Here is a 20,559-nt window from a genome sequence, read left to right as displayed (position 1 = left end):
CCTTCAGGAGCAGGTCGGCGGTGTCCCATACCTGGTCGGCGGCCTGGAGGATGTGGGCGCCTGCGGCTTTGAAGTCCTCATCGGCGAAGGAGGAGCCGATGCCGGCTTCGGATTCGATGATCACCTCGTGGCCGCGTTCGGTGAGTTCGTGGACACCGGCGGGGGTGATGGCCACCCGGTATTCGTGGTTCTTGATTTCGCGGGGGATACCGATTTTCACGGGTAAAGCTCCTGAGCCTGTGGGTGTGGGTTGTGCGCGACGGGCGTCGCGGCGATCGGTGAATGTGAGGTGCATCACTTGATCGCGGAACCAAGTATGAATATTCGCCAATTCAGTGCCAAGAGAACTGCAGATAATTCTGTTTGAGAACGTGACGGCTAGTGAAGATTCAGTTCGGGGAGTGGATGAAGCCCCGGAACCGAAGCATGTTCAGGAGTCGAGCGGTCAGCCGAGCCGCCACCCCAGCCTGCCCAACCGCCGGGGAAAGGGGCGGGAGGACATCCGGGTCGCATCGACGCAGCGAGGGCTGCAATGACCGACGAGCACCTGTACATCCGGGCGCTGTTCCCACTCACGTTCGCGAGGCCGTCGAGCACTCGCCCTGTCCAGGCCGCGGACCTGACAGCGTGTCCTGCGTGGTCGCCGCATGGGTTGTGCCGGACCGCGAACAGCGAGTACAGCGAAAGATATGACGTCGACGAAGGGGACGCGGTGGTTGCCGTTGGTCGCCGTCGCGGTGCTCGTCGTCGTGCTCGCGGCGAGCGGGATTATTCCCGTCTGGCCGGGACTGCTGCACCTGGTTGCGCTGCCGCCGCTGGATCAGTTCGCGGACCTGCGACTTCTGCTGGTACGTACCGCCTCGTGGCCTCAGTTCCTGATATTGCTGGCCGTGGTGTCGGCCGTGCGGGTCATCCTGATGGCCTGGCTTCTCGGTGGACTCGATGCCCGACGCCTCCGCTTCGCCGCAGTGTTCTATGCGGTGGCGTTCGGCCCCGTCCTCTTGGCGACGCTCGGTGACGCAACCGCCTACGCGACGCTGTACTCGCGGGCGTTTTGGCCGGCGGTGGCGCTGGTCGGGCTGCTGGTCCTGATACTCGGCTCGGTCCCGTGGCAGGGCGGGGTCACCCTACGCGGTGCGATGGCGCGGGCGTGGCGTCGCGGCCTGCGGATCGAGGTGATGGTGCCGTACTGTGCGGCGGTCCTCGCGCTCGGCGCTCTGGCCGACCGGGCCCCGGCCCTCACTGTGCTGCTCGTGCCGGCCTCGGCTGCGGCGACAGGGCTGACAGTGTGGGCGATGGACCGTGCGCCACTCACCCGGCCCGTTACCGCATTCGTCGCCGTCCTCGTCGCGGTGACGGTGGCGTCGGTGGTCTTCGTTCAGACACGACGCTATGACGATCCGGAACCCGGGTCACGACAGGCCGGTTCGCTGTTCATCATGTCCGGAATCAATTCGCGTTCGGGGCAGGGGAGCATCCACCGGGCGGACGTGCACCGGCTGGGTTACGAATGCGATCAGGTCTATTACTTCTCCTACGCCGGCCCCGGCGACGGACAGCCTCAGCGCGACTCGACGTGTCCGATCAGATCGGGGGTCCCGTACGAACCTGCCGACACCCAGCGCCCCGTCGAGGAACAGGTCGCGTTGTTTGCCGAACAGACCGCTAACCTGCAGCGGCCGTTGATCGTTGCCGCACATTCCCATGCCGCCTGGATCGCGTGGGAGGCGGTTGCCACGGGTCGGGCGCGGGTCGACGTGCTGGTGCTGGTGGGTGTCTTTCCGGAAACACCGCTCGGCTTTCCGCCGCCGGACGTCGACCGACGGGGCAGGGTGTTCGGCGACCTGTTGCGGTGGGCGGCGCCCGCGACCGACATCGTCTTCTTCCCCTTCGACCCCGATACGCCCGCGGCGCGGCAACTGCTCGGCACCGCGGGCAGTGCACAGGCCATTCTCGGCGAGCCGCTGCCCGGGGAGGTGCGTGTTCTGAGTATCACCTCGGCTGCCGATCTTCCACTGATGCCGCACGGCTGGCGGCTGGACGTCGAACGCAATGGCTGCCCGGTCCGCGCCGCACACTCGTCGCTGCCGACATCGGCTGCGTTCGACGACGAGGTGATCCGGTTCCTGGACCACCGGGATTCTCCACCGTGTCCGATGTGGCGGGACTGGGGTGCGGTCGTGATGCAGGCGTTCGGGGTACCGCCGAGCGTGAGCTGACCGGCACCGTGGCGAACCAGCTGTCTGATCGACGACACACAATTGTGTCGAAGCGGTCGGGGCGATTTCTCGGACGCCGGAGCGCGGCCCGGAGTTAAATGGAATGACACAGGCGTAAAGGATTTCGGCAGCGAGTAAGCCCAACTCAAGGTCCGCCGCCGCCCGCTCCGGTGTCGTCCCAACCGTGCGGGAGGCATAGCGTCGGGGTGCACGATGATCGAAGCAGTGACAGGGCTCCTTGCGAGGAGAACCGAGCCCGCCGATGCCCGCCCCGACCCGCCCGAACACATCGATTACGACGAACGTGTCCGCGGTGTCCGACTCGGACGACTTCTTGCGGTGGCGGCCCTGACACCAGCCCAGGCTGCGCTACTCGTCGCGGATGCGCTCGATCAGCTCGAACCGGCGCGCAGCGAAGGGCCCTACCCACTCCACCTCCGGGACGTGACGGTGTCCGAAAGTGGACAGCTCACGATCGGGTGCACGGGCAGTGCGTCACGGCACGACATGAGCGAGGCGGTGGCCGAGCTCGTCCGACGTATCGCGACGAACTGTCGCGGTTCGGCATTGGCCGACCGGTTGCACGAATCGCTCGCCGAAACAACAGATCTGGATGTGTTGGGGCAACGGGTTCGTCAGGCGATCGCACCCGACGTCGACCCGGCACAGGAGAGCAGGAAGCGCTGCCAACTCGCCGGGCTCGTCGCCGCGACGATGGGACGGCCGCGTACTGACAGTCGAGTCGTGGGGGAGCGGACGGACGTACAGGACTGGCCGTATGTTGCGGAGGGATCCACCCTCGCACCGTCAGGCTGGTTCCCGCCGGTCCGGAATCCGTGGCATCGCAAAAGGAGACGACCGTCGCGGCGGCAGGGAGCGCTCGGTCTGATCGCGATCCTGATACTCGTCGCTGCGGCGTTGATGGCTCCACGGGTGTGGTCCGAGCTGCGCCGGGGGTGGGACGCCGTCCTGAATCCCGTGAATCCCGCGGAGCAGAATCAGATTCGGCCCGTGTCGCCGCCTCCACCGGAACCCCCGGCTGATCAGGCCGCGCCGGCGACGACCGATGTCGGCCGGGCGCCGTCGTCCGTCGACGTCGGTGCCCCCGGGAGCGCGGGCCCGATCACGCTCGTCACGGCCACGCGCGCCAACGGTGAGTGTCGCCCCGGGCAAGCGTGCGCGATCCGGGTCGACGTTCACCTGGATCCGGCGGCAGCTGTCGGCGCCGTGACCTGGCGGGTGAACGTGTACGACCGCTGTTCCGGCGAGGTGCGGACGGGGAGTGACGTGTCGCTGCCCGTTCAGCCCGGGTCGCAGCAGGTGTACGGCATCGTCCGGACCGATCTGCCGCCGGGCGCCGCGCTCGCCATCGGGGCCGTCACCAGCGCCCCGGCGACGGCCGCGTCCGAGCCGCTGCTGGTGCCCGCCGAAAACGCTCGCTGCTGAGCGCCGGGGGAGGGGTGGGATGCACGACGACAAGCATGATGACAAGCACGATGACAAGCACGAATCCGACCCGTGGATCGTCGGTGCGGCGATCGTTCTCGTCGTGCTCGGCCTTCTGAATTTGCTCTCGACAGGGAAGACAGCAGACGCTGTTCGCCACACGCTCTTCGCCGTTGCCGGTCTCGGCATCATGTATGTGGTGTCCCGTCTGCGGATGAGTGATCTCCGCGCCTTCGGCTGGGCAGTGTTCACCGTGGCCACCGTGTTGCTGGCGGTCGTGCCGCTCGCGGGGGTCGCGACCAAGGGTGCTCAACGCTGGCTGGACTTCGGCGTATTCACCGTCCAGCCGTCCGAACTGGCCAAGCTCGCCCTGGTTCTCGTGCCCGCGAGCATGCTCGCCGGTGGGTTCACGCCGGCACGATTCGTCGCGACCTTGGTGATCGGGGGCGTACCCATTGCACTCGTCGCACTCCAACCCGACCTGTCGACTGCCGTCGTCCTCGTTGCGACGGCGGGATTCATGCTCATCCTCGCCCGCGTCCCGCTGCTGCCTCTGGTTCCGCTGTTCGTGCTGGGTCTCGCGTCGCTTCCGCTGGCCGTGCTCTTCCTCCGCCCCTACCAACTCGAACGGGTCCACGTGTTCTTGTCGAGCAACGCCGACCCCGCCGGCGCGGGATGGGCCGAGTTACAAGCGAACATCGCGATCGGCAGCGGTGGCCTGTGGGGGCTGGCGCGCGACCCGATGTACGCGGTGCGGGCCGAGTATCTTCCCGAATCGGAGCACGATCTCGCGTTCGCCAGCCTGGTGTACGGGTGGGGTTTGACCGCCGGCTTGGCTGTCGTGGTGGCAACTTCGGTCATCGTGTGGCGGGCTGCACTCTCCGCGCGCACGGCGCGCACTCGCGAGGCCGCACTCGTTGCGGCCGGAATCGGCGCGTTGTTCGGCATCCACGCGCTGGTGTCGATCGGTCAGAGTCTGTCGCTTCTGCCCCATACCGGCATGCCGATTCCGCTCTTCAGCTACGGGGGCACCGCCGCCATCGTCGGTTTCGTCGCCATCGGACTGGTGCTCGCGGTGCGCCGAGACGGCGTCGCGCGACCGCTGTGGACCCCGGATCCCCGACGGCGACGCCGCCCGCGCGGAATGTCGGCGGGCACCCTGACGATGACCGCGGCACTCGTCGCGATGTCGGTGTTCGCCTGGCAGTTGCAGCACGACCGGGGTGCGGAATTCCGGGCGATGAGCGATCAGCAGATGATGCGGTGCATCCGCCTGCCCGCAGAGCGCGGACTGATCCTCGACCGCAACGGAATTCCGCTCGCGGTCAATGTCGCCGAGTACGCCGTGGCGGTGGTCGCTCGGATGTTCGAGGAGAACGACGACACCCGCAGCCGGTTGGCCGCTCTGCTCGCCACGTCTCCCGACGAGTTGGCGGACCTGATCGAGGCCGGTGGCGAGGGGGAGTCTCAGGTGGCGGTAGGCAGAGTCGCGCCCGACCAGGCTCGCCGCATCGTGGATGCGCGACTTCCCGGTGTGCTCGTGGTGCCGTCCGGCCGCAGACAGTATCCGTACGGTGCCGTGCTCGCCTCCGTCCTCGGGCATGTCGGAGTCGCCGACGCAGACGACATGGAACGCTGGCCGCATCTCGCGCTCGGGTCCCGGGTCGGCAAGGCGGGACTCGAGAAGCAGTACGACGCTCTGATCCGCGGCAGCGACGGCAAACAGTGCGTGTACGTCGATCCGTCCGGGCATCCGGTAGCGACCGGCGAACGCGTGGACCCGGTGCGGGGCCATGATCTGCGCCTGCACCTCGACATCGGGGTGCAGAACCTGGCGACCGACGCACTCGTGGAGGCGATGCGAACCAGCAAGGGCGACCTCGGTGCCGCCGTCGTGATGGACGCGCGGACCGGAGCCGTGCTGGCCCTCGCCAGCGTCCCGGGCGCCGACAACAACGTCTACGGACCTCCGGCCGACCTCGTCGCCCTCGCGGCGCAGAGTCAGACCCCGGGGCCGAGCCCGTTGGTCAACAACGCCACCCAGACCGCGGTCCCGCCCGGCTCCACCTTCAAGATCGTCGTCGCGGCGGCGAATACCCAATACCCGGTGCTGTCGCCGGACACGGTGGTCGACACGGGCGCGGCCTACACCTACGGCGGCCACACCTTCCGGAACTGGCAACCGATGGGCCCGCACAATCTGCTCCAGGCGATCCAGTGGTCCGACAATGTCTACTTCTACAAGCTCGGTGAACTCCTGGGCCCGGAGAAGATGGCGGACGTCGCGGGGCAACTGGGCGTCGGCCGACGATCCGGGATCGACCTGCCCGGCGAGGCCGAGGGATTCCTCGGCACCCCGGAGAACGTCGGAAGCATCGGGGCCACCTGGTATCCCGGGTCGACCCTGTTGATGGGTATCGGGCAGGGCACCGTCAGCGCGACCCCGATTCAGGTGGCGCGCTGGACGTCGGGCATCGCCACAGGTGCGATGGTGACGCCTCAGCTCGCTGCGGCGTACGGGTCGGAACTGACCCCCATCCCGACAGCGGAACCGCAGCGCCTACCGTTCGCAGACCTACTCGGTCCTGTCCGGGCAGGCATGCGAGCGTCCGCGTCGGCCGGGACCGCCGGGCAACTCGCGGACCTCCCTGTACCGGCCGGCGCGAAGACCGGCACGGCGGAGGACCCGTCGGCGCCCGGCGAAGGACTCAACGCCTGGTTCTCCGCGGTCGCGCCTTTCGACGCCCCCCAGATCCAGGTGTCGGTGCTGATCCGCGGCGGTGGCTTCGGGTCGGCGACGGCGGGCCCCGTGGTCAAGAAACTTCTCGAACACTACTTTCCGCGACCACCCGTCCCGGCGCCGAATCGGTGATCAGCTGCTGTACGCGGCAACCACCTCAGGATGAACCAGACACGCCGTGGCGCCTTCGGCGACGCAGGTGAGCGGGCGTTCGGCCGTCTTCACCGGGAACCCGAAGGCCTCCTCGAGCAGCTGCGACAGGCCTCGTAGCATCGCCCCGCCGCCGATGACGAGTAGCCCTTCCGACATCACGTCACCGATCGCCTGGGGAGGAAGGTCCTCGAGACACTCGGTCAGTGTCTGCACGATTCCGGTTGTGGTCGGACGCAACGCATCCACGATCTCCTCGGTCTCGAGTGTGACGAATCGCGCCCGTCCGGTAACGGCGTCGCGACCCTCCACGACGAGTGACTGCCCTTCGTCGGTCTCCGGTGCGCCCAGTTTCGCCCGCTCGGCGGTGAGTTCGCCGACCACGATCTTGTGCTCCGACCGCAAGTACTGGTATAGCGCGTTGGTCAGTTCGTCCCCCGCGAGTCGGCAACTGCGGTGGGAGAGAATGCCACCGAAACAGATGGCGGTGATTTCCGAAGTGCCGCCGCCGATATCGACGACGAGGTGTGCGCGTGGTTCCATGGGGTTGATTCCGCAACCGAGCGCACCCGCCACCGGCTCCGGTATTAACCCCACCTTCCGCAAACCGGCTTCGTGGCCGACCTCGAGCAGGGCCCGACGCTCGAGTGGGGTGGCACCCGCGGGGACCGAGATGACTCCCTTGGGCCGCAGCCCGTATCGCCTTGCAGAGGAGACCCGTTTGATGACGGCCGTGACGAATGCCCGCGCCGTCTCCAGGTCCACGATCACCCCGTCACGCAACGGTCGAACCGGCGTGATTCCGATAGGAGTGCGGCCGACGAGACTTCGCGCCTCCGTGCCGATTGCAAGAGCACGGTGCGGATCCTTCGTTCGAACGAGCATGAAGGACGGCTCGTTCAGTACGATGCCGTCGTCGGGAGTTCCGACGACAGTGTTGGCAGTTCCGAGATCGATACCAAGTCCACCCACGTCGGCCTCCATCGGGATTCCAGCGAGATGGATCTGATGTTACGCAGCGGCAGCGTCGTTCGGAAGATAATGCGTGACACCAAAGACGCCGGGACAACGTCAGGACGGCAGGGGGCCTTCCTCGGCGCGTCGTCGTGCCCGCTCCCACGGCCAGGTCATCAGGGCCCACACGACGAGAATCAGTGTCGTCGCCGTCAGTAGGTACACCGGCCAGGGACCCAGAACGTCCAGAAGGGTCGCGGTGGCAGGCTCTCAACTGTTACCGTAATCCCTAATACTTCCTAATCCTTCCTGTTGCTATCGGATCACGCGCATCGGCGAGGCGGCGGCATACCTGAAGATGTCGGTGGGAGTCCGGAAGGCCGCGCCGGAGGGCCGGTTACCGTCTCGGCGTACAGGTTCCGGTCACGAGTCTTCGATCGGGAGGATCTCGACGTCTACCTGGGTCGACCTGCACCGGAGAGTGTTCCAGCCGACAGGGCGGAAGCGTTGTACTGCCGGGTGTCCGGCTCGACCGGTCAGGAATCCTCGCTCGCCTATCAGGAGAAGATGCTGCGTGAGAGTGCCGCCGGCACCGTGTACCGGGTCTACAAGGATCGTGGTTCAGGTCTGCGGGAGACCCGGGCGGGACTGAATCGGATGCTCGAGGACGCAGCCAAGGGTCACTTCACGGTGGTGCGAGTGGTGTGGCGGGATCGGTTGGCGCAATTCTCCGGTGGCGTGGATCGAGCGGTACTTGTCGGCGGTCGGGGTTAAGGTCGAGGTCCGGCGTGACCATGGGGACAAGTCGCTGGTAGAGGAGCTGATGGATGACTTCATGGCAGTGCTCGCTTCGTTTTCCGGCCGCTTCTACCGATTGCGGTCGAAGGAGCATCAACGTCGACTTCTTCGGCGATGCGGCGGCCCGGTGGAGAGGGGCTAGCTGATGGCCGATGCCGGATTGACTGCGCTGCGACAGTTCTCGTTCACCACTCGCCCCTACCTGGCTGTCGATGACGCGACCGGTGCGCCGATCGGGCTCGACGACCTCGACGTTCGTGTCGGGTGGATGCTCGACCTGATCTCCGGTGCCGAAACCGAGCTGATTTCGCGGCTGTGGCAATCGGCCACCTTCGATGTCCTCGCCGCCGGATGTGACAGCCACGGCCGGAAACTCCCGATGCACGGTCATGTCGCTGCTGCGCGTCTGGGCTGGACCCCGCACTACCCGGACGGGGTCTACGTCCCGTCGCGTGTCACGCGGGTGGTGACCGCGCAGGCGGTAGGCACTTTGCGGGCTCTGGCATACCGAGACACCGCGATCACTGCACTGTCGGCCCGGTTCGACCCGGCCACCGGCCGCATCGCCGCACCCACCACCGCTGCGGAGTACGTCCCGCCCGGATTCGCCCGTGGCGTGGTGCGGCAGCTCACAGCGCGCTCACACCGCACTGCCGGCGCGGCAGACGCACGCCTGCGGATCACCGACATGCAAGCACCACCCCAGACCTCGGCGATGGCTCGGCTTTCCGCAGCGGATCGACAACTCGCACACATGACCGTCACAGACGCCGTCATGACGTTGACAGTCACACTACCCACCACCGCCGCCCCGACAGCACGCGCGCAGTGGCGACGAGTCCGGCTGACCGCCGCGATCCCACCGCACCTGCATCGGCGGCCGATCAGCGAGTGGCATCTACCGACCCTGGTCCTCGACCACCGAGGTCTGCTGTTGCGGTGCGCTGCCACCGAAGCAGTCCCCGCCGCTGATCTGACATCGGGAACGACGGCGGTGGGCGTGGACTGGTCTCCGTCCACTCTCGGTGTGGCCGCCGTCGCCACACAAACCCCGGAGGGTGTGGTCTCGGACTATCGGGGTTTCACGTACGACGACCGAGGCCTCGGGATCAAGCTGGCCCGCCTGCAAACCGAAGGTCAGCTGCTGCACCGCAAAGCTGCTCGCCTGCGCCGGCTCGCCGCGGCCGCACCCCCCGCGGTCCGAGCACAACTGGAGGAGAAAATCGCCGTCCTCGACGGGCACCGCACCGCTGTCGGGGTCAAACGGGCAAAGATCAACCGTGAAATGGCGTTTCACTTCGGCTGTCAGGTTGCCGACTTCGCTGCCGCGGCGGGGGCGACGGTGATCGCGGTGGAAGACCTCACCACCCTCGAAACCCGCGGGCATGGGCATGTCAACAACAATCGGGCCGCGCAATCGGCCCGCCGCCAAGCCGTCGGCGCTCTCACCCACACCGCCGCCGGTGTCGGTGTGACGGTGGTGTCCGTACCGGCACGCGGATCGTCGGCGTTGTGTCCGGGCTGCAACGAAGCGCTCTCTCGCCCCGGCGGTTACCACCGGGCATGGTGTGTGCAGTGCAAAATTGGCGGAAACCGTGACCATGTGGCGGCCGTGAACCTGGCCAAACGGGCATTGCTGGGACGTGGAAAAGCGGTTCGGAAGCGCGGCCGGAATCCGCGGATCCGGGTGATCGAGCATGCGCCGGTGCGCCAATGCCGCGACAAGATGTGTCCCACTCCGAGCAGGCAGCGGCATCGCCGTGTCCGTCGTAGTGCTCCCGCCGCGACACCTCAGGTGGGGGTGAACCAGACAAAGACTGTTCCTGCGCCACAAGCGTCGGTGTGGGACACGGTAAAACCCGCAACACCGCAGGGTGTTACGGGTAGCCGTGAAGTACATACATCTCCAACGCCAGCCACGTCAGTGGTAGGAAGTATGAGATCTATGTAGACGCTTTCTGTTGAGGAATTCCGGCGACACGGTTGAACGTGAAGGTAGACGCCGCCCAGACGACCGTGACCAGGACCGTGAACCGGTAGCTGCGCCACCGAGGCCGCATCCTTCGGCCCCACGTCAGATAGATGGCCGCCCAGACCACGAGCAGGTGAATCGCCCAGAACGCGAGGAACTGGTAGTGGGGGAAGTCCGGACCGGTCAGAACAGGCGAGATCAACGCCTGGGTGCTCAGCACGAGTCCCCAGTAGTACGTGAGCGCGTAGGCCCACTGCGCCCGGGACCACAGCGCACAGGCCGCCGCGACGGTCGCGAGATCGGTCAGGCGCAGCGGCACCGAGCCGCCGATCGTGGGCGGAAACGAGAAATAGACCAGCGTCGCGCCGTAGATCGCGGCTGTCAGCACCGCAAGGACGCGGCCGAGGCGTCGGGACTGCGATTCGGTCTGGCACCGTCCGCGCCAGACCAGAATCGCGGACCGCACGACGAACAGCGCGATCATGGCCCAGTAGGACGGGCCGTATGCCGTGAATTCCCTTTGCGAGGAAAACAATCTCGATCAGCTCCGTGGTCACACGAAGTCGAAAACCGGTGGGAGGACGCCGACCATCAACGCCGCCCACACGCCGAAGACGGGAAGGTAACGGGTCTGCCAGCGTTCGGTGGAGCTGAAACCGCGGCGGCCGCGCAGGAACCCGAGGATGAGATGAGCCGACCAGGTCAGGTTGACGAGGAGGACCAGGTTCATTCCGAGTGCCGCCACCTTGTTCGGGGTGAAGCCGAATTCCGCGATTCGAGTGAGCATTGCGAACAGCATCAGCAGGTCGACCGCGAGGGCACTGACGACGAGGACGAGTTGGAGGCGGTCGAACAGGTCGGGTGGCAGGTAAGGGTCACGGGCGGAAATCGCGTACAACAGCAATCCCAGGACGACGACGAGAATGAGATCCATCAGGATCAACAGGTTTCGGTCGACGTCGACGACGCTGCCGGTCGTAGCGAATGCCGTGAGCAACACGAGCAGCATGAGCGTGGTCAGTGGGGTGAACACGCGGGTGAGGACTGGGGCGATGTTCTCGACTACATTCTGTTTCGCCTCCACGAGCCATGCTGCGACGATGACCGCGCCGGCCGTCCCGAACGGCAGCACCCAGTCCTCGATGAACCACTCGACACTCAGGCCGAGCGCGTCGAACGCACCGATCGTCAGGCCGATGAGGACGCCGCCGCCGAGGGCGAGGAGGGTCAGGTAGACGACCCATTCGCCGGTGAATCGGATGAAGTCCATTCGCCGCCGATCCGATCGCCACTGACCCCCGACATACGCAAGGCCGACGGCGAACCACAGCGCGATCGGTGCGTGGATCGCCGCGATCACCTCGGTGGCGCCGTTCGACGCGAACGGGAAGACGTTCAACAGAACCGCCGCCAGGGCGAACGGCACCAGCAGTACCGCGGCGAGCCGGGGCGTGACCTGTCGCTTCCAGGCGAAGTATCCGGCGAGGAACGGAAGAACGAACAGGCTGAGGTTGCGTGCGAGGTCCTGCTCGCCGAGTGTCGTCACGCCTGCCTTGACCGACAGTGCCGCGCCGACGGCGAGCCCGAGAACGACGAACAGCTCACGTGTGGGGCGAGTGCCGTCGCCATCCGACGCGGCCGGCATCAGAACGAGTTGCTTCCACAGCCGATCGGAGTGCTCGCGCGCGAACTCGCGGGAGATGTCATCGACGTTGCCCATGCGTTTGACCGCGACCAGGAATGCCTCGTCGGTCTGCAGTCCGGCGGCGGACAGATCCGAAATTTGATCGCGTAGATGGTCTTCCATCTCGTCGGTGTCGGCGGCGGATATCGCGTGACGGCGCTCGACGTAACCCCGCCACTGGCCGATCTGCGATTCGAGCTCCTTGTCGGTATCCATCACGACCATCCTTCGGCGGAGGCTGGGGGCAGTTGGACGGAGCGCCACACCTGGCTCAGAGCGTCCGCGACGACGTCCCATTGGGCGCGTCGTTCCGCGAGCATCTCCCGGCCCGCAGCGGTGATCGTGTAGTGCTTACGCCTTCGCCCGCTGTCGGAGGCTCCCCACGATGCCGACACGTATTCCAACCTTTCCAGGCGATGCAGAAGTGGGTACAACATTCCGTCGGTCCACTGAATCCGTCCGCCGGACAAGTCGTTCACTCGTTTCAAGATGGCATACCCGTAGGACTCGCCTTCCGCGAGAATTCCGAGCACGAGGGGAGTGGCCGAAGCCGCCACCAGATCTTTCTCGATATGCATAGAACCCCTATCCCTAGATCTGCTAGCTATGAAAAGTAGCAGATCGGATCGCGGGTGGTGCGCAGCTCGCGGAAGTCGAAAGCGACAACCTGGGGTTGACGCTCACGGTCCGTCAACCTAGAGTTGACGCATGGAGACTTCAGATCGCACGACCCCACCCATCCGACTCGACGAGCTCATCGACGCGATCAAGAAGGTGCACGCCGAAGCCCCGCTCGAGCAACTCACCGACGCGGTCCTCGCCGCGGAGCACCTCGGTGAACTGGCCGACCATCTCATCGGCCACTTCGTCGACCAGGCCCGCCGCTCGGGGGCATCGTGGACCGAAATCGGCAAGAGCATGGGCGTCACGAAGCAGGCCGCGCAGAAGCGATTCGTCCCCAAGGATCCCGGGCAGGCCTCCGACCTCGACCCGAATCAGGGATTCAGCCGGTTCACTCCGCGCGCACGACAGGTGGTGGTGGTCGCGCAGAACGAGGCCAGGGCGGCACGCACCGCCGAGATCCTGCCCCAGCATCTCATCCTCGGACTCCTGGCCGATCCGGAAGGGCTCGGCGCCCGGGCGATCTCCGCGCAGGACGTGACACTGGATTCGGTCCGGCACGCCGCGACCGCGACTCTGCCCCCCGCCGTCGAGGAGGTGCCCGCGCTCATTCCCTTCGATGCCCAGTCACGCAAGGCGCTCGAACTGACGTTCCGTGAGGCACTACGTTTAGGGCACAACTACATCGGAACCGAGCACATCCTGCTGGCCCTGCTCGAGGTCGAGGACGGGGTCGGAGTGCTCACCGGACTGGGTGTCGACAAAGCTCGCGCCGAGCAGAACATCGCCGCCAACCTCGACGCCATCGTCGCCGCCCGCGAAAAGGAGTGACCTCGCAGGGCCTCCGTCACTCACGCGGTGCTCAGGTGAAGGGCGTCCCGCCGGTGACGCCGAGCACTTCTCCGGTGACGTAGCTGGATTCGCTCGATGCGAGGAATACGTACGCGGGTGCCAGTTCGGCCGGTTGGCCGGGCCTGCCCAGAGGCACGTCGTCCCCGAACTGCCGATAACCGTCGGCGGGCATTGTCGCGGGGATCAGCGGCGTCCAGATGGGCCCCGGTGCAACGGCATTGACCCGGATTCCCCGCTTCGCCACATCGGCCGCCAAACCCTTGGTGAAATCGATGATCCCTGCCTTCGTGGTGGCGTAGTCGAGAAGCCCGGGAGACGGATTCATCCCTTGGATCGACGAGGTGTTCACGATCGTCGATCCAGGTTCCATGACCGCGACGGACTTCTTGCACAACCAGAACAGCGCGTAGAGGTTCGTGCGCAGGACACGGTCGAATTGCTCGGTGGTGATGTCGGCGATACCACCCGTCTGCACCATCTGAAAGGCCGCGTTGTTGACGAGTATGTCGAGACCGCCGAGTTCACGGACCGTCAGATCCACGAGAGCCTGACAGTGGTCCTCCGACGTGATGTCACCGGTCGCGACGACGCCTCGTCGTCCGGCCTCTTCCACCAGTCGCACGGTCTCCCGTGCGTCCGACTCCTCGGCCTCCAGGCAACTGACCACGACGTCGGCACCCTCGCGAGCAAACGCGATCGCCACCGCCCGTCCGATGCCCGAATCCGCGCCGGTGATCAGGGCGTGGCGACCGTCGAGGCGGCCGCTTCCCCGATAGGACTTCTCGCCGTGATCCGGGGCGGTCACCATGTCGGAGGTCAGTCCCGGGTGCGGTAACTCCGGTTGGTGTTCGCGATCGGGGGCGGGGTACTGCGTAGTGGGATCCTGCCGGACGTACTGGTCGGCCATTCTCGTACCCTTCTTCGTCTTCTGTCGAATCGGCAAGCCGGACTGATAAGTTCGTCGAATCAGTGAGAGGCGCTTCCCGCGACGCTTACCCCTTCGAGAGGACCCGGAAACCGTCAGGGCAGGGGGCCGGCGTGCGATAGTGCGGTGTTCGTGCGTATGCCGTGAGCGTCTTTGCCGGGGGAGGCGCCGAACAGGCGGCGGTATTCGCGATTGAACTGTGAGGGGTTGTCGTAGCCGACACGATGCCCGACGCCCGCGACGTCACCGGGGTGGGCGACCAGCATCGAGCGGGCGTGTTGCAGTCGAATTCGTTTCTGAAACTGCACGGGGCTCATGGCAGTGACTCCTCGAAAGTGCCGGTGAAACGCTGATGCACTCCCGTGGAGCCCACTGAAGAACGGTTTCCTGTCCGGCAAATATCGCCGCGGCACAGAGGTCACCGACTCCGCCCGCACCGCCTTCGTCGGCGGTCCGACCGACGCCGAGTTCGTGGTCATCGACGCCGTCGCCGCAATCGCCGACGACCTTGCGACCACTTCGGCAGCCGTTGCGCCGGCCTGGCTGCGTGCCCGATCCGGGACCGTCGTGCCTATCCTCCGCGCCAGGCGCGTCGAGCACCTCACGGATAACATCGCCGGCCTGGAGGTGACCCTCAGCCCCGAACACCTCCGCACGCTCGACGAAGTCTCGGCGCCGACACTGAATTATCCGGCGCCGATGCACGGCGAGCAGCGGGCGATGCTCCAGTTCGCCGGCACCACGGTGGACGGGGAATCGTCCACCGTGTATCCACCGCTGCTGCAGAGCGACGTCCGAAGCCGGCCGGGTGAGGTACGGACAGCGAGGTCGACCCCCTAGTTCGCCGGCAATATCCGCCGAACCGCGCGAATCGTGACGGCCGGGCTCGCCGGATGCCATACCTCGCGATCAGAGTAGGACCAGGCATAAGTAGGACTACCGTCGCAAATGCAGTCGAGTAGCCCCGGCTCGTCGAGTTCGTCGGCTGACCATTCGTACAATTGCTGCAGCCGCGGCCCGATCAGGCCGTAGTCCAGCATCTCACCGACGTTGTGCTCAGCGGCGACATACGCCGCGACGTCGTCCCCGAGGGGGTATCGGTCGGGGAGGACCCGAGAGAGGGACAGGAAGATCCCGGTCATCGAGAGACGGGGATCTCCGAGAAGTGGGCCGGCCGGCGCGAGCCGCCCGAGCGCGAGCCGCGGCGCCGCGACCAGGGCATGGGCATAGAGAACACGGAGCAGTACGACGTTGAGGAAGAAGCGCTCCGGACGGCTCTCCGTGCAGGCAAGGTCGCGGTGGTCCAGGTAGGCGGAGGCGATGCTCGCATTGTGGGCCCGGTACCACGTGCGTGCGGTCGGATCGGCAACGAACAGCATCCACAGATCGACGGTGTGCGAGGACGGCGTCCCGCACATTCCGCCGCTCCGGGCGACAGCCTCGCAGCCGTCGCGCATCAGCCGCTCGTTGACCGCTCGCCACCACGGACTGCCGGGCGGCATCGCACCGAGCGGTGCCAGCACGCCGCGGCCGATCTGCCAGCGCATGAACGACAAAGCCGCCCGGCGGAACGGTAAGTGCCGGGGTGCGTTGCCGATCGGACCGTGATAGGTACGGGCGATCAGCTCGAGTCGGGCTGCAGGATCGTCACACACCGCATGGACCTGACTCCGCGCCCACTCTGCGGCGGAACGTCGAGAACTCACGCTCCCTATTGTCGGACCCGCCGGCGCTGGGCGGAAGTGTGCGATTTCTACTCGGCAGCGTCTGCCGTCGCACCCGGCGGAGGCCACCGATGTATGTTTCGGGTGCAACAGCGGAGAAGTCCTGTGACTTGATACGACAGCGAATGCAGAAGAGCTACAACAGAGTTCCGTTCCGTCCCTCCGACCATGGAGACACTCCTACGGACCGGTCGAACGCACACCGCTGGCACCGCACTGCTCATCGGATTCGGTGCAGGTCTCACGTAGGCCGCTCAGGTCGTCACGCCGCCCGCAGCGCCGTACGCTCCCTGACGACTCGGCAATCACCCGTGATCGGAGGGTGGTGGGCGGTAGGGGGAGTAGCGTGGTGGGTGTCGAGGGTTATTCGAATATGCGCGGTCGTGCCATGTCGTCCTCGGCGCCCACACCGGCCGCAGTCCAAGGGCCGAGAACTGGAGCGCCGCCATGGCGTCGAACCCGACTGATGTGTCGAATTTACTCGTGTCCGAGTCACCGAGCCCCGTGTCGGCGGTGGAATCGGCGGCGTCGTGCACGGCATGCCCACACAGCACGGATTCCCACGATGCGCTCGGGATTCGGTTCTGTGCCGTGACCTCGGCGCGAAGCCTCGATCGTAAGTGCATCTGCGCCGGTGAACAGGTGAGTGGACAGCACTACTCCCGGTACTGAAGCAGACGCTCGCCCACGGGCGGTCCGTGCGATTCGCCGACGGCGTGGCATGACGGCACTATTCTCATGCCACGTCGTACGTTCGAGTCGAAAGGACGCCCATGGCTCGTGTGCAGTTCCGGTCCCCGTCGACGGGACGCAATGTTCGCGCCGTGTTGTTCGATACCTTTGGCACCGTTGTCGACTGGCGCTCCGGTATCGCCGCCGCTGTCGCGGACTACGCGGCGCGCCATCAGCTCGAGGTGGACGCAGTTGCGTTCGCCGACCGGTGGCGTGCCCGTTACCAGCCCTCCATGGATGCCATCCTTTCCGGCACCCGCGAGTTCGTGACTCTCGATATCTTGCACCGCGAGAACCTCGACTTCGCGCTCCGCGAATCGGGCATCGACCCCTCGGATCACGATGCCGGAGAGCTCGACGAGCTCGCGCGCGCCTGGCATGTGCTCACCCCCTGGCCCGACAGCGTGCCAGGTCTCACGGCACTCAAGGCCGAGTACATCATCGGCCCGCTCTCGAACGGCAATACCTCACTTCTGCTCGACATGGCCAAGAACGCCGGAATCCCGTGGGACGTGATCATCGGCTCCGACATCAACCGAAAATACAAACCTGATCCCCAGGCTTACCTGCAAACGGCGCAGTTTCTCGGTCTTCATCCGGGCGAGGTCATGCTCGCCGCCGCCCACAACGACGACCTCGAAGCCGCGCACGCTGCGGGACTGGCCACTGCGTTCATTCTCCGGCCCGTCGAGCACGGACCGCACCAGACCGACGATCTCGCGCCAACAGGCAGCTGGGACATTTCGGCCACCGACATCACTCATCTCGCAGCGCAGCTCGGTGAGGGATCGACAGGGTTCAGGTGAAGTGGCGAACCTTCGGGTCGCATGCCTCACATCTGTCGGGTAATCCTTGACGCCGCGTTCCGCCTCTGTCAGGCTATGCCTGACAGAAATGGGAGGTTGTCATGGAACTTGTCGAACGCGCCGTCAGCGCGGATATCGACGCCGCTGCTCGCGCGGTGATAACGGCGGCGGCCGCCGAAGCGAGCCGTCACGCTGACGAAATCATCGGCACCGGACCGCTTCCCGGTACGGCGGAGTGGGACGCCGAGCAGGGTACGGACATTCCCGAAAAGCGGACCCTGGCCTGGCATCTGCTGAGTCTTCGCATCCAGCTCGCCGCCGGGCTGGACGGCGTCGAAACCGTTCTCGGCCTGCGCTTTCAGGGAGCGACGTGGGCGACCATCGGGAAGGCCGCCGGGATGACCCGTCAATCCGCGCACGAGCGGTGGGGTTCCCGCACGACCGCCCTGCTCGACCCGATGGGGACCGGCCTGCCCGAGACCGTCGCTGACGACGATCCGAGCTGAACCGGGACGTGGTGGAACTCGGGGCGACAGAGGAGGCGCCGCCGTCGGAGGGGCCGGTCAGTCCCGGTACTGCGGGGACGGTGGTCCGGGTGCCGGGCCGAGCGACGACAGCCACCGATCGTAGAGAGCAGTCCAGGTTCCGTCTGTGCGCAGCCGTTCGAGTGTGCCGTTGACGAACCGGACGAGGTCGTCGTTTCCGGGAGCGAGGCCGATGGCGTATCGGGCGGAATCGGTTTCGGGACCGACGATTTCCAGATTCGGATCCTGGGCGACGAGACCGGCGAGGACGGCAGCCCCTGCAACCGCGTCGACCTGTCGCTGCTGGATGGCCATGAGGCAGTCGTCCCAGTCGGGTACCGCAAGGATCGTGGCTTTGGGGGCGATACGCGACAGCGCCGACACCGACGCCGCGTCGTGGTGCGTGCAGACCCGTCGCCGGGCAAGGTCGGCAGGACCGGAGATACCCGACCCGTCCCGCACCACGAGCCGGCGGGATGCCTCGAGATACACCGTGGAGAGCGCCAAGTCCTGGGAACCCTCACAGGGGAGGGCAACCGGACGCACGACCATGTCCGCGTCGCGGCGGGCGAGCATCTCGGCGCCGTCATCGGTTCCGAGCGGCCGGAACTCGACCCTGGTGGGATCGCCGAGTAGATCACGTGCAACCTCCCGCGCGAGGTCGACACCGAATCCGGTGAGGGTGCCGGTAGTCGGGTCGCGGAAGCTGAACAGGTTGGTGTTCTGGTCGACCGCGACGACCACCGTGCCGCGGGCACGGATATCACCGAGAGTGCCACCGAGGCTCGGAGCCCCCGGACGGAGACTGGCCTGTGCTGCACATGCCGACGGCTCCGTGGCCGGCGGCGGCGCCTCGGACGGTGCGATGAGCTGGGCGCCGGCCGACAGGGGGAACTCCGTGAAGTCCCCGGAGAACCTCGGGGTGGGTGCATCGGGCGCGCCGCAACCGGCAATCAGGACAGCTCCGAGCACGAGGCTGCCGAGCAGCCGAGCGGAGCGCGGTCGCCGTTCCGGGTGTCGTCGCACCATCAGTGGTACTCACTCACTCTGGGCTCGATCCCCGCGACGACGGCGAGCGCTGCGGAAACGGCGAGCACGATGCCACCTACGGCGAGCGCCGCCATCGTGCGGTACGACTCCCGCATCGCGTCGAGTTCCTCGGTGCGCAGAGCCGTGATGGCGTCTTCGAGCGCTTCGTCGAGGGCCCGGAACTGGGCCGTCGATGCCGTCGATCCCGGACCGACGGCAACGTCCGCCGCGCCCTGGTAGTCGCCGTCTGCGAGCTTCTGCTGCAGGTCCCGGTGCGCGCCCCGCCATCCGTCGAACGCGGCGGACGCCCCGCTGATCGTCGGTGCGACGACGGTGTTCCGCGACGCGTCCGAATTCAAAATCTCGGCGAGTGCGTCCGTGTGCCGGGTGTAGTCGCTCCCGGCTGGATCGAAACCCGGACGAAGCAGTCCGAGCGTCTCGTCGGCGCGGGCCTGCTGGGCGAGGATCCTCGCCTTCGTGACCGCCGCGAGGGGCTCCGCGCCGTCGATCCGTGCGCGTTCGCTGGCCGACGTCGACAACAGCCCGGCGACCACGATCCATACGACGAGAGCAGCCAGCAGGACGGTCGCACACGCCAGTCCGGGATTGACCCGGCGGCGGCTTCGATGCGCCACGTACGTGTGCGCGACGGCGAGGACGACGACCCCGGCCGACGCGACCACTATGGCGGTGGCGGGCAACCTGGCAGTGTGGGACTGCGTGTCGGCGACGGCGCGGGCCTGGTCGTTGTACAGGCGTTCGGCCAAAGGCAGGATGGTGTCCTGCATGAGAGCCGAAGCGGTACCGAGATATGCCACCCCGACCGGATTTCCCGCGGAGTCGTTGGACCGTGCGGTCGCCACCAGGTCCGTGTACACGGCGACGTGCCGCGACATCTCGGTGAGCAGTCGCAGCGATTCGACGTCGCCTGAGGTGACGCCGTACGACGCGGTGACGAGTGCGTTCGACGCGTCGCCGATCGCCTGGTTGTACCGGTCGCGCACCGCCAGCGGCTCGATGGCACCCGCGATGAACGACGACGTCGCTGCCGCGTCGGCGATCGACAACGAACTGAACAGGTTCTGCGCGGCGTCCGCGAGCGGTTCGGTGTGGGCGCGAAGGGTTTCCATGCGCTGCTGCCGCGCGGCCACCACGGCGGACGTCACGAGGCCGGCCGTCAGCGCGACCGCGACGAGGACGACGGCGAGGAGGGAGAGGCGTCCTGGTGTGGACGCAAGGAATTCGCGCCAGGGGCGCCGCCGGACCTCGGGTTCGACGAGCAGGGATTCGTTCAGGAGATGCTCGGCCGGCGAAGTGTCACGATCTCCGCTGGATACGACGCCGCGGTCCTGGTGGAACACCTTCTCCTCCTCATCCCTGCAC

At 66.6% G+C, this 20,559-nt stretch carries 16 protein-coding genes and 5 pseudogenes; 10 read left to right on the top strand and 11 right to left on the bottom strand.

Annotation, left to right across the window (positions count from 1 at the left end):
- Nucleotides 1-220 (bottom strand): annotated as a pseudogene (locus tag HGB39_RS34810) (alanine dehydrogenase); the annotation flags it as partial.
- Between the two features lie 469 nt (nucleotides 221-689).
- On the opposite strand from HGB39_RS34810, the gene HGB39_RS34805 reads away from it, so the two are divergent.
- The 3 genes from HGB39_RS34805 (at nucleotide 690) to HGB39_RS34795 (ending at nucleotide 6,537) form a co-directional block, all read left to right on the top strand.
- Nucleotides 690-2,219 carry a hypothetical protein gene (locus tag HGB39_RS34805; protein WP_005569582.1) on the top strand — a complete coding sequence of 510 codons (1,530 nt, stop codon included), beginning with the start codon at nucleotides 690-692 and terminating at the stop codon, nucleotides 2,217-2,219.
- 213 nt (nucleotides 2,220-2,432) lie between these two features.
- Complete coding sequence (locus HGB39_RS34800) at nucleotides 2,433-3,665, top strand: hypothetical protein (RefSeq protein ID WP_054247423.1); 1,233 nt, start codon at nucleotides 2,433-2,435, stop codon at nucleotides 3,663-3,665.
- Nucleotides 3,666-3,684: 19 nt separating this feature from the next.
- A complete protein-coding gene (locus tag HGB39_RS34795) occupies nucleotides 3,685-6,537 on the top strand; it encodes an FtsW/RodA/SpoVE family cell cycle protein (protein WP_043788713.1) in 2,853 nt (950 codons plus the stop codon).
- Here the strand turns inward: HGB39_RS34795 and HGB39_RS34790 are convergent, their stop codons facing one another.
- Nucleotides 6,538-7,527: a rod shape-determining protein gene (locus tag HGB39_RS34790; protein ID WP_043788722.1), complete on the bottom strand. Its 990-nt coding sequence runs from the start codon at nucleotides 7,525-7,527 to the stop codon at nucleotides 6,538-6,540.
- Nucleotides 7,528-7,626: 99 nt separating this feature from the next.
- Nucleotides 7,627-7,779: pseudogene (locus HGB39_RS39295) on the bottom strand (TMEM164 family acyltransferase); the annotation flags it as partial.
- Between the two features lie 249 nt (nucleotides 7,780-8,028).
- Between HGB39_RS39295 and HGB39_RS39290 the strand changes: the two are divergent.
- Both HGB39_RS39290 and HGB39_RS34780 read left to right on the top strand, forming a co-directional pair.
- Nucleotides 8,029-8,283, top strand: coding sequence for a recombinase family protein (locus HGB39_RS39290; RefSeq protein WP_005564595.1), 255 nt, complete (start codon nucleotides 8,029-8,031; stop codon nucleotides 8,281-8,283).
- A 169-nt stretch (nucleotides 8,284-8,452) separates the two neighbouring features.
- Entirely contained in the window at nucleotides 8,453-10,258 is a 1,806-nt protein-coding gene (locus tag HGB39_RS34780; protein WP_005564594.1) for a zinc ribbon domain-containing protein, read from the top strand.
- 19 nt (nucleotides 10,259-10,277) lie between these two features.
- Here the strand turns inward: HGB39_RS34780 and HGB39_RS34775 are convergent.
- From HGB39_RS34775 to HGB39_RS34765, 3 genes and pseudogenes are all read right to left on the bottom strand, one after another.
- Nucleotides 10,278-10,814, bottom strand: a pseudogene (locus HGB39_RS34775) (YwaF family protein); the annotation flags it as partial.
- Nucleotides 10,815-10,832: 18 nt separating this feature from the next.
- Entirely contained in the window at nucleotides 10,833-12,179 is a 1,347-nt protein-coding gene (locus tag HGB39_RS34770) for a permease prefix domain 1-containing protein (RefSeq protein WP_043788718.1), read from the bottom strand.
- Complete coding sequence (locus tag HGB39_RS34765) at nucleotides 12,179-12,541, bottom strand: PadR family transcriptional regulator (RefSeq protein WP_005246523.1); 363 nt, start codon at nucleotides 12,539-12,541, stop codon at nucleotides 12,179-12,181. The genes HGB39_RS34770 and HGB39_RS34765 overlap by 1 nt, the downstream gene beginning before the upstream one ends.
- A 130-nt stretch (nucleotides 12,542-12,671) precedes the next feature.
- On the opposite strand from HGB39_RS34765, the gene HGB39_RS34760 reads away from it, so the two are divergent.
- On the top strand, nucleotides 12,672-13,415 hold the full coding sequence (locus HGB39_RS34760; RefSeq protein ID WP_005564588.1) for a Clp protease N-terminal domain-containing protein: 744 nt from the start codon (nucleotides 12,672-12,674) through the stop codon (nucleotides 13,413-13,415).
- A gap of 31 nt (nucleotides 13,416-13,446) precedes the next feature.
- Here the strand turns inward: HGB39_RS34760 and HGB39_RS34755 are convergent, their stop codons facing one another.
- Together HGB39_RS34755 and HGB39_RS34750 are read right to left on the bottom strand one after the other, a co-directional pair.
- Nucleotides 13,447-14,343 (bottom strand): glucose 1-dehydrogenase, encoded by an 897-nt coding sequence (locus HGB39_RS34755; protein WP_005564586.1) that lies wholly within the window; start codon nucleotides 14,341-14,343, stop codon nucleotides 13,447-13,449.
- Nucleotides 14,344-14,456: 113 nt separating this feature from the next.
- A pseudogene (locus HGB39_RS34750) lies at nucleotides 14,457-14,720 on the bottom strand (helix-turn-helix transcriptional regulator); the annotation flags it as partial.
- Here HGB39_RS34750 and HGB39_RS34745 point away from each other — a divergent pair.
- A pseudogene (locus HGB39_RS34745) lies at nucleotides 14,719-15,201 on the top strand (aldo/keto reductase); the annotation flags it as partial. The pseudogenes HGB39_RS34750 and HGB39_RS34745 overlap by 2 nt on opposite strands.
- Here HGB39_RS34745 and HGB39_RS34740 read toward each other — a convergent pair.
- The gene (locus HGB39_RS34740; RefSeq protein ID WP_043788708.1) at nucleotides 15,198-16,067 is read right to left on the bottom strand and encodes a hypothetical protein; all 870 of its coding nucleotides are present in this window, start codon (nucleotides 16,065-16,067) and stop codon (nucleotides 15,198-15,200) included. The pseudogene HGB39_RS34745 and the gene HGB39_RS34740 sit on opposite strands and share 4 nt — an antisense overlap.
- Nucleotides 16,068-16,532: 465 nt before the next feature.
- Here HGB39_RS34740 and HGB39_RS38265 point away from each other — a divergent pair, with 465 nt between their 5' ends.
- The 3 genes from HGB39_RS38265 (at nucleotide 16,533) to HGB39_RS34730 (ending at nucleotide 18,129) form a co-directional block, all read left to right on the top strand.
- A complete protein-coding gene (locus HGB39_RS38265) occupies nucleotides 16,533-16,757 on the top strand; it encodes an RGCVC family protein (RefSeq protein ID WP_231137929.1) in 225 nt (74 codons plus the stop codon).
- 101 nt (nucleotides 16,758-16,858) lie between these two features.
- The gene (locus tag HGB39_RS34735; protein ID WP_005564579.1) at nucleotides 16,859-17,623 is read left to right on the top strand and encodes a haloacid dehalogenase type II; all 765 of its coding nucleotides are present in this window, start codon (nucleotides 16,859-16,861) and stop codon (nucleotides 17,621-17,623) included.
- Nucleotides 17,624-17,724: 101 nt separating this feature from the next.
- Complete coding sequence (locus HGB39_RS34730; protein ID WP_005564577.1) at nucleotides 17,725-18,129, top strand: hypothetical protein; 405 nt, start codon at nucleotides 17,725-17,727, stop codon at nucleotides 18,127-18,129.
- A 57-nt stretch (nucleotides 18,130-18,186) separates the two neighbouring features.
- On the opposite strand, the gene HGB39_RS34725 is transcribed toward HGB39_RS34730, so the two are convergent.
- Together HGB39_RS34725 and HGB39_RS34720 are read right to left on the bottom strand one after the other, a co-directional pair.
- Nucleotides 18,187-19,176, bottom strand: a complete 990-nt coding sequence (locus HGB39_RS34725) for a glutamate ABC transporter substrate-binding protein (protein WP_005564576.1) — start codon at nucleotides 19,174-19,176, stop codon at nucleotides 18,187-18,189.
- Nucleotides 19,176-20,537: a GlnX family signal transduction membrane protein gene (locus tag HGB39_RS34720; protein ID WP_005262739.1), complete on the bottom strand. Its 1,362-nt coding sequence runs from the start codon at nucleotides 20,535-20,537 to the stop codon at nucleotides 19,176-19,178. The genes HGB39_RS34725 and HGB39_RS34720 overlap by 1 nt, the downstream gene beginning before the upstream one ends.
- Between the last annotated feature and the right edge of the window lie 22 nt (nucleotides 20,538-20,559).

This window comes from Rhodococcus opacus, assembly GCF_012396235.1.
Classification (GTDB): Bacteria; Actinomycetota; Actinomycetes; order Mycobacteriales; family Mycobacteriaceae; genus Rhodococcus_F; species Rhodococcus_F opacus.
This window is presented reverse-complemented; position numbering and strand designations above follow the sequence as displayed.

Coding starts and splice junctions, on each gene's coding strand:
- HGB39_RS34805 (WP_005569582.1), top strand. CDS start 690: ATGACGTCGACGAAGGGGACGCGGTGGTTGCCGTTGGTCGCCGTCGCG.
- HGB39_RS34800 (WP_054247423.1), top strand. CDS start 2,433: ATGATCGAAGCAGTGACAGGGCTCCTTGCGAGGAGAACCGAGCCCGCC.
- HGB39_RS34795 (WP_043788713.1), top strand. CDS start 3,685: ATGCACGACGACAAGCATGATGACAAGCACGATGACAAGCACGAATCC.
- HGB39_RS34780 (WP_005564594.1), top strand. CDS start 8,453: ATGGCCGATGCCGGATTGACTGCGCTGCGACAGTTCTCGTTCACCACT.
- HGB39_RS34770 (WP_043788718.1), bottom strand. CDS start 12,179: ATGGATACCGACAAGGAGCTCGAATCGCAGATCGGCCAGTGGCGGGGT.
- HGB39_RS34765 (WP_005246523.1), bottom strand. CDS start 12,541: ATGCATATCGAGAAAGATCTGGTGGCGGCTTCGGCCACTCCCCTCGTG.
- HGB39_RS34760 (WP_005564588.1), top strand. CDS start 12,672: ATGGAGACTTCAGATCGCACGACCCCACCCATCCGACTCGACGAGCTC.
- HGB39_RS34755 (WP_005564586.1), bottom strand. CDS start 14,343: ATGGCCGACCAGTACGTCCGGCAGGATCCCACTACGCAGTACCCCGCC.
- HGB39_RS38265 (WP_231137929.1), top strand. CDS start 16,533: ATGGCGTCGAACCCGACTGATGTGTCGAATTTACTCGTGTCCGAGTCA.
- HGB39_RS34735 (WP_005564579.1), top strand. CDS start 16,859: ATGGCTCGTGTGCAGTTCCGGTCCCCGTCGACGGGACGCAATGTTCGC.
- HGB39_RS34730 (WP_005564577.1), top strand. CDS start 17,725: ATGGAACTTGTCGAACGCGCCGTCAGCGCGGATATCGACGCCGCTGCT.
- HGB39_RS34725 (WP_005564576.1), bottom strand. CDS start 19,176: ATGGTGCGACGACACCCGGAACGGCGACCGCGCTCCGCTCGGCTGCTC.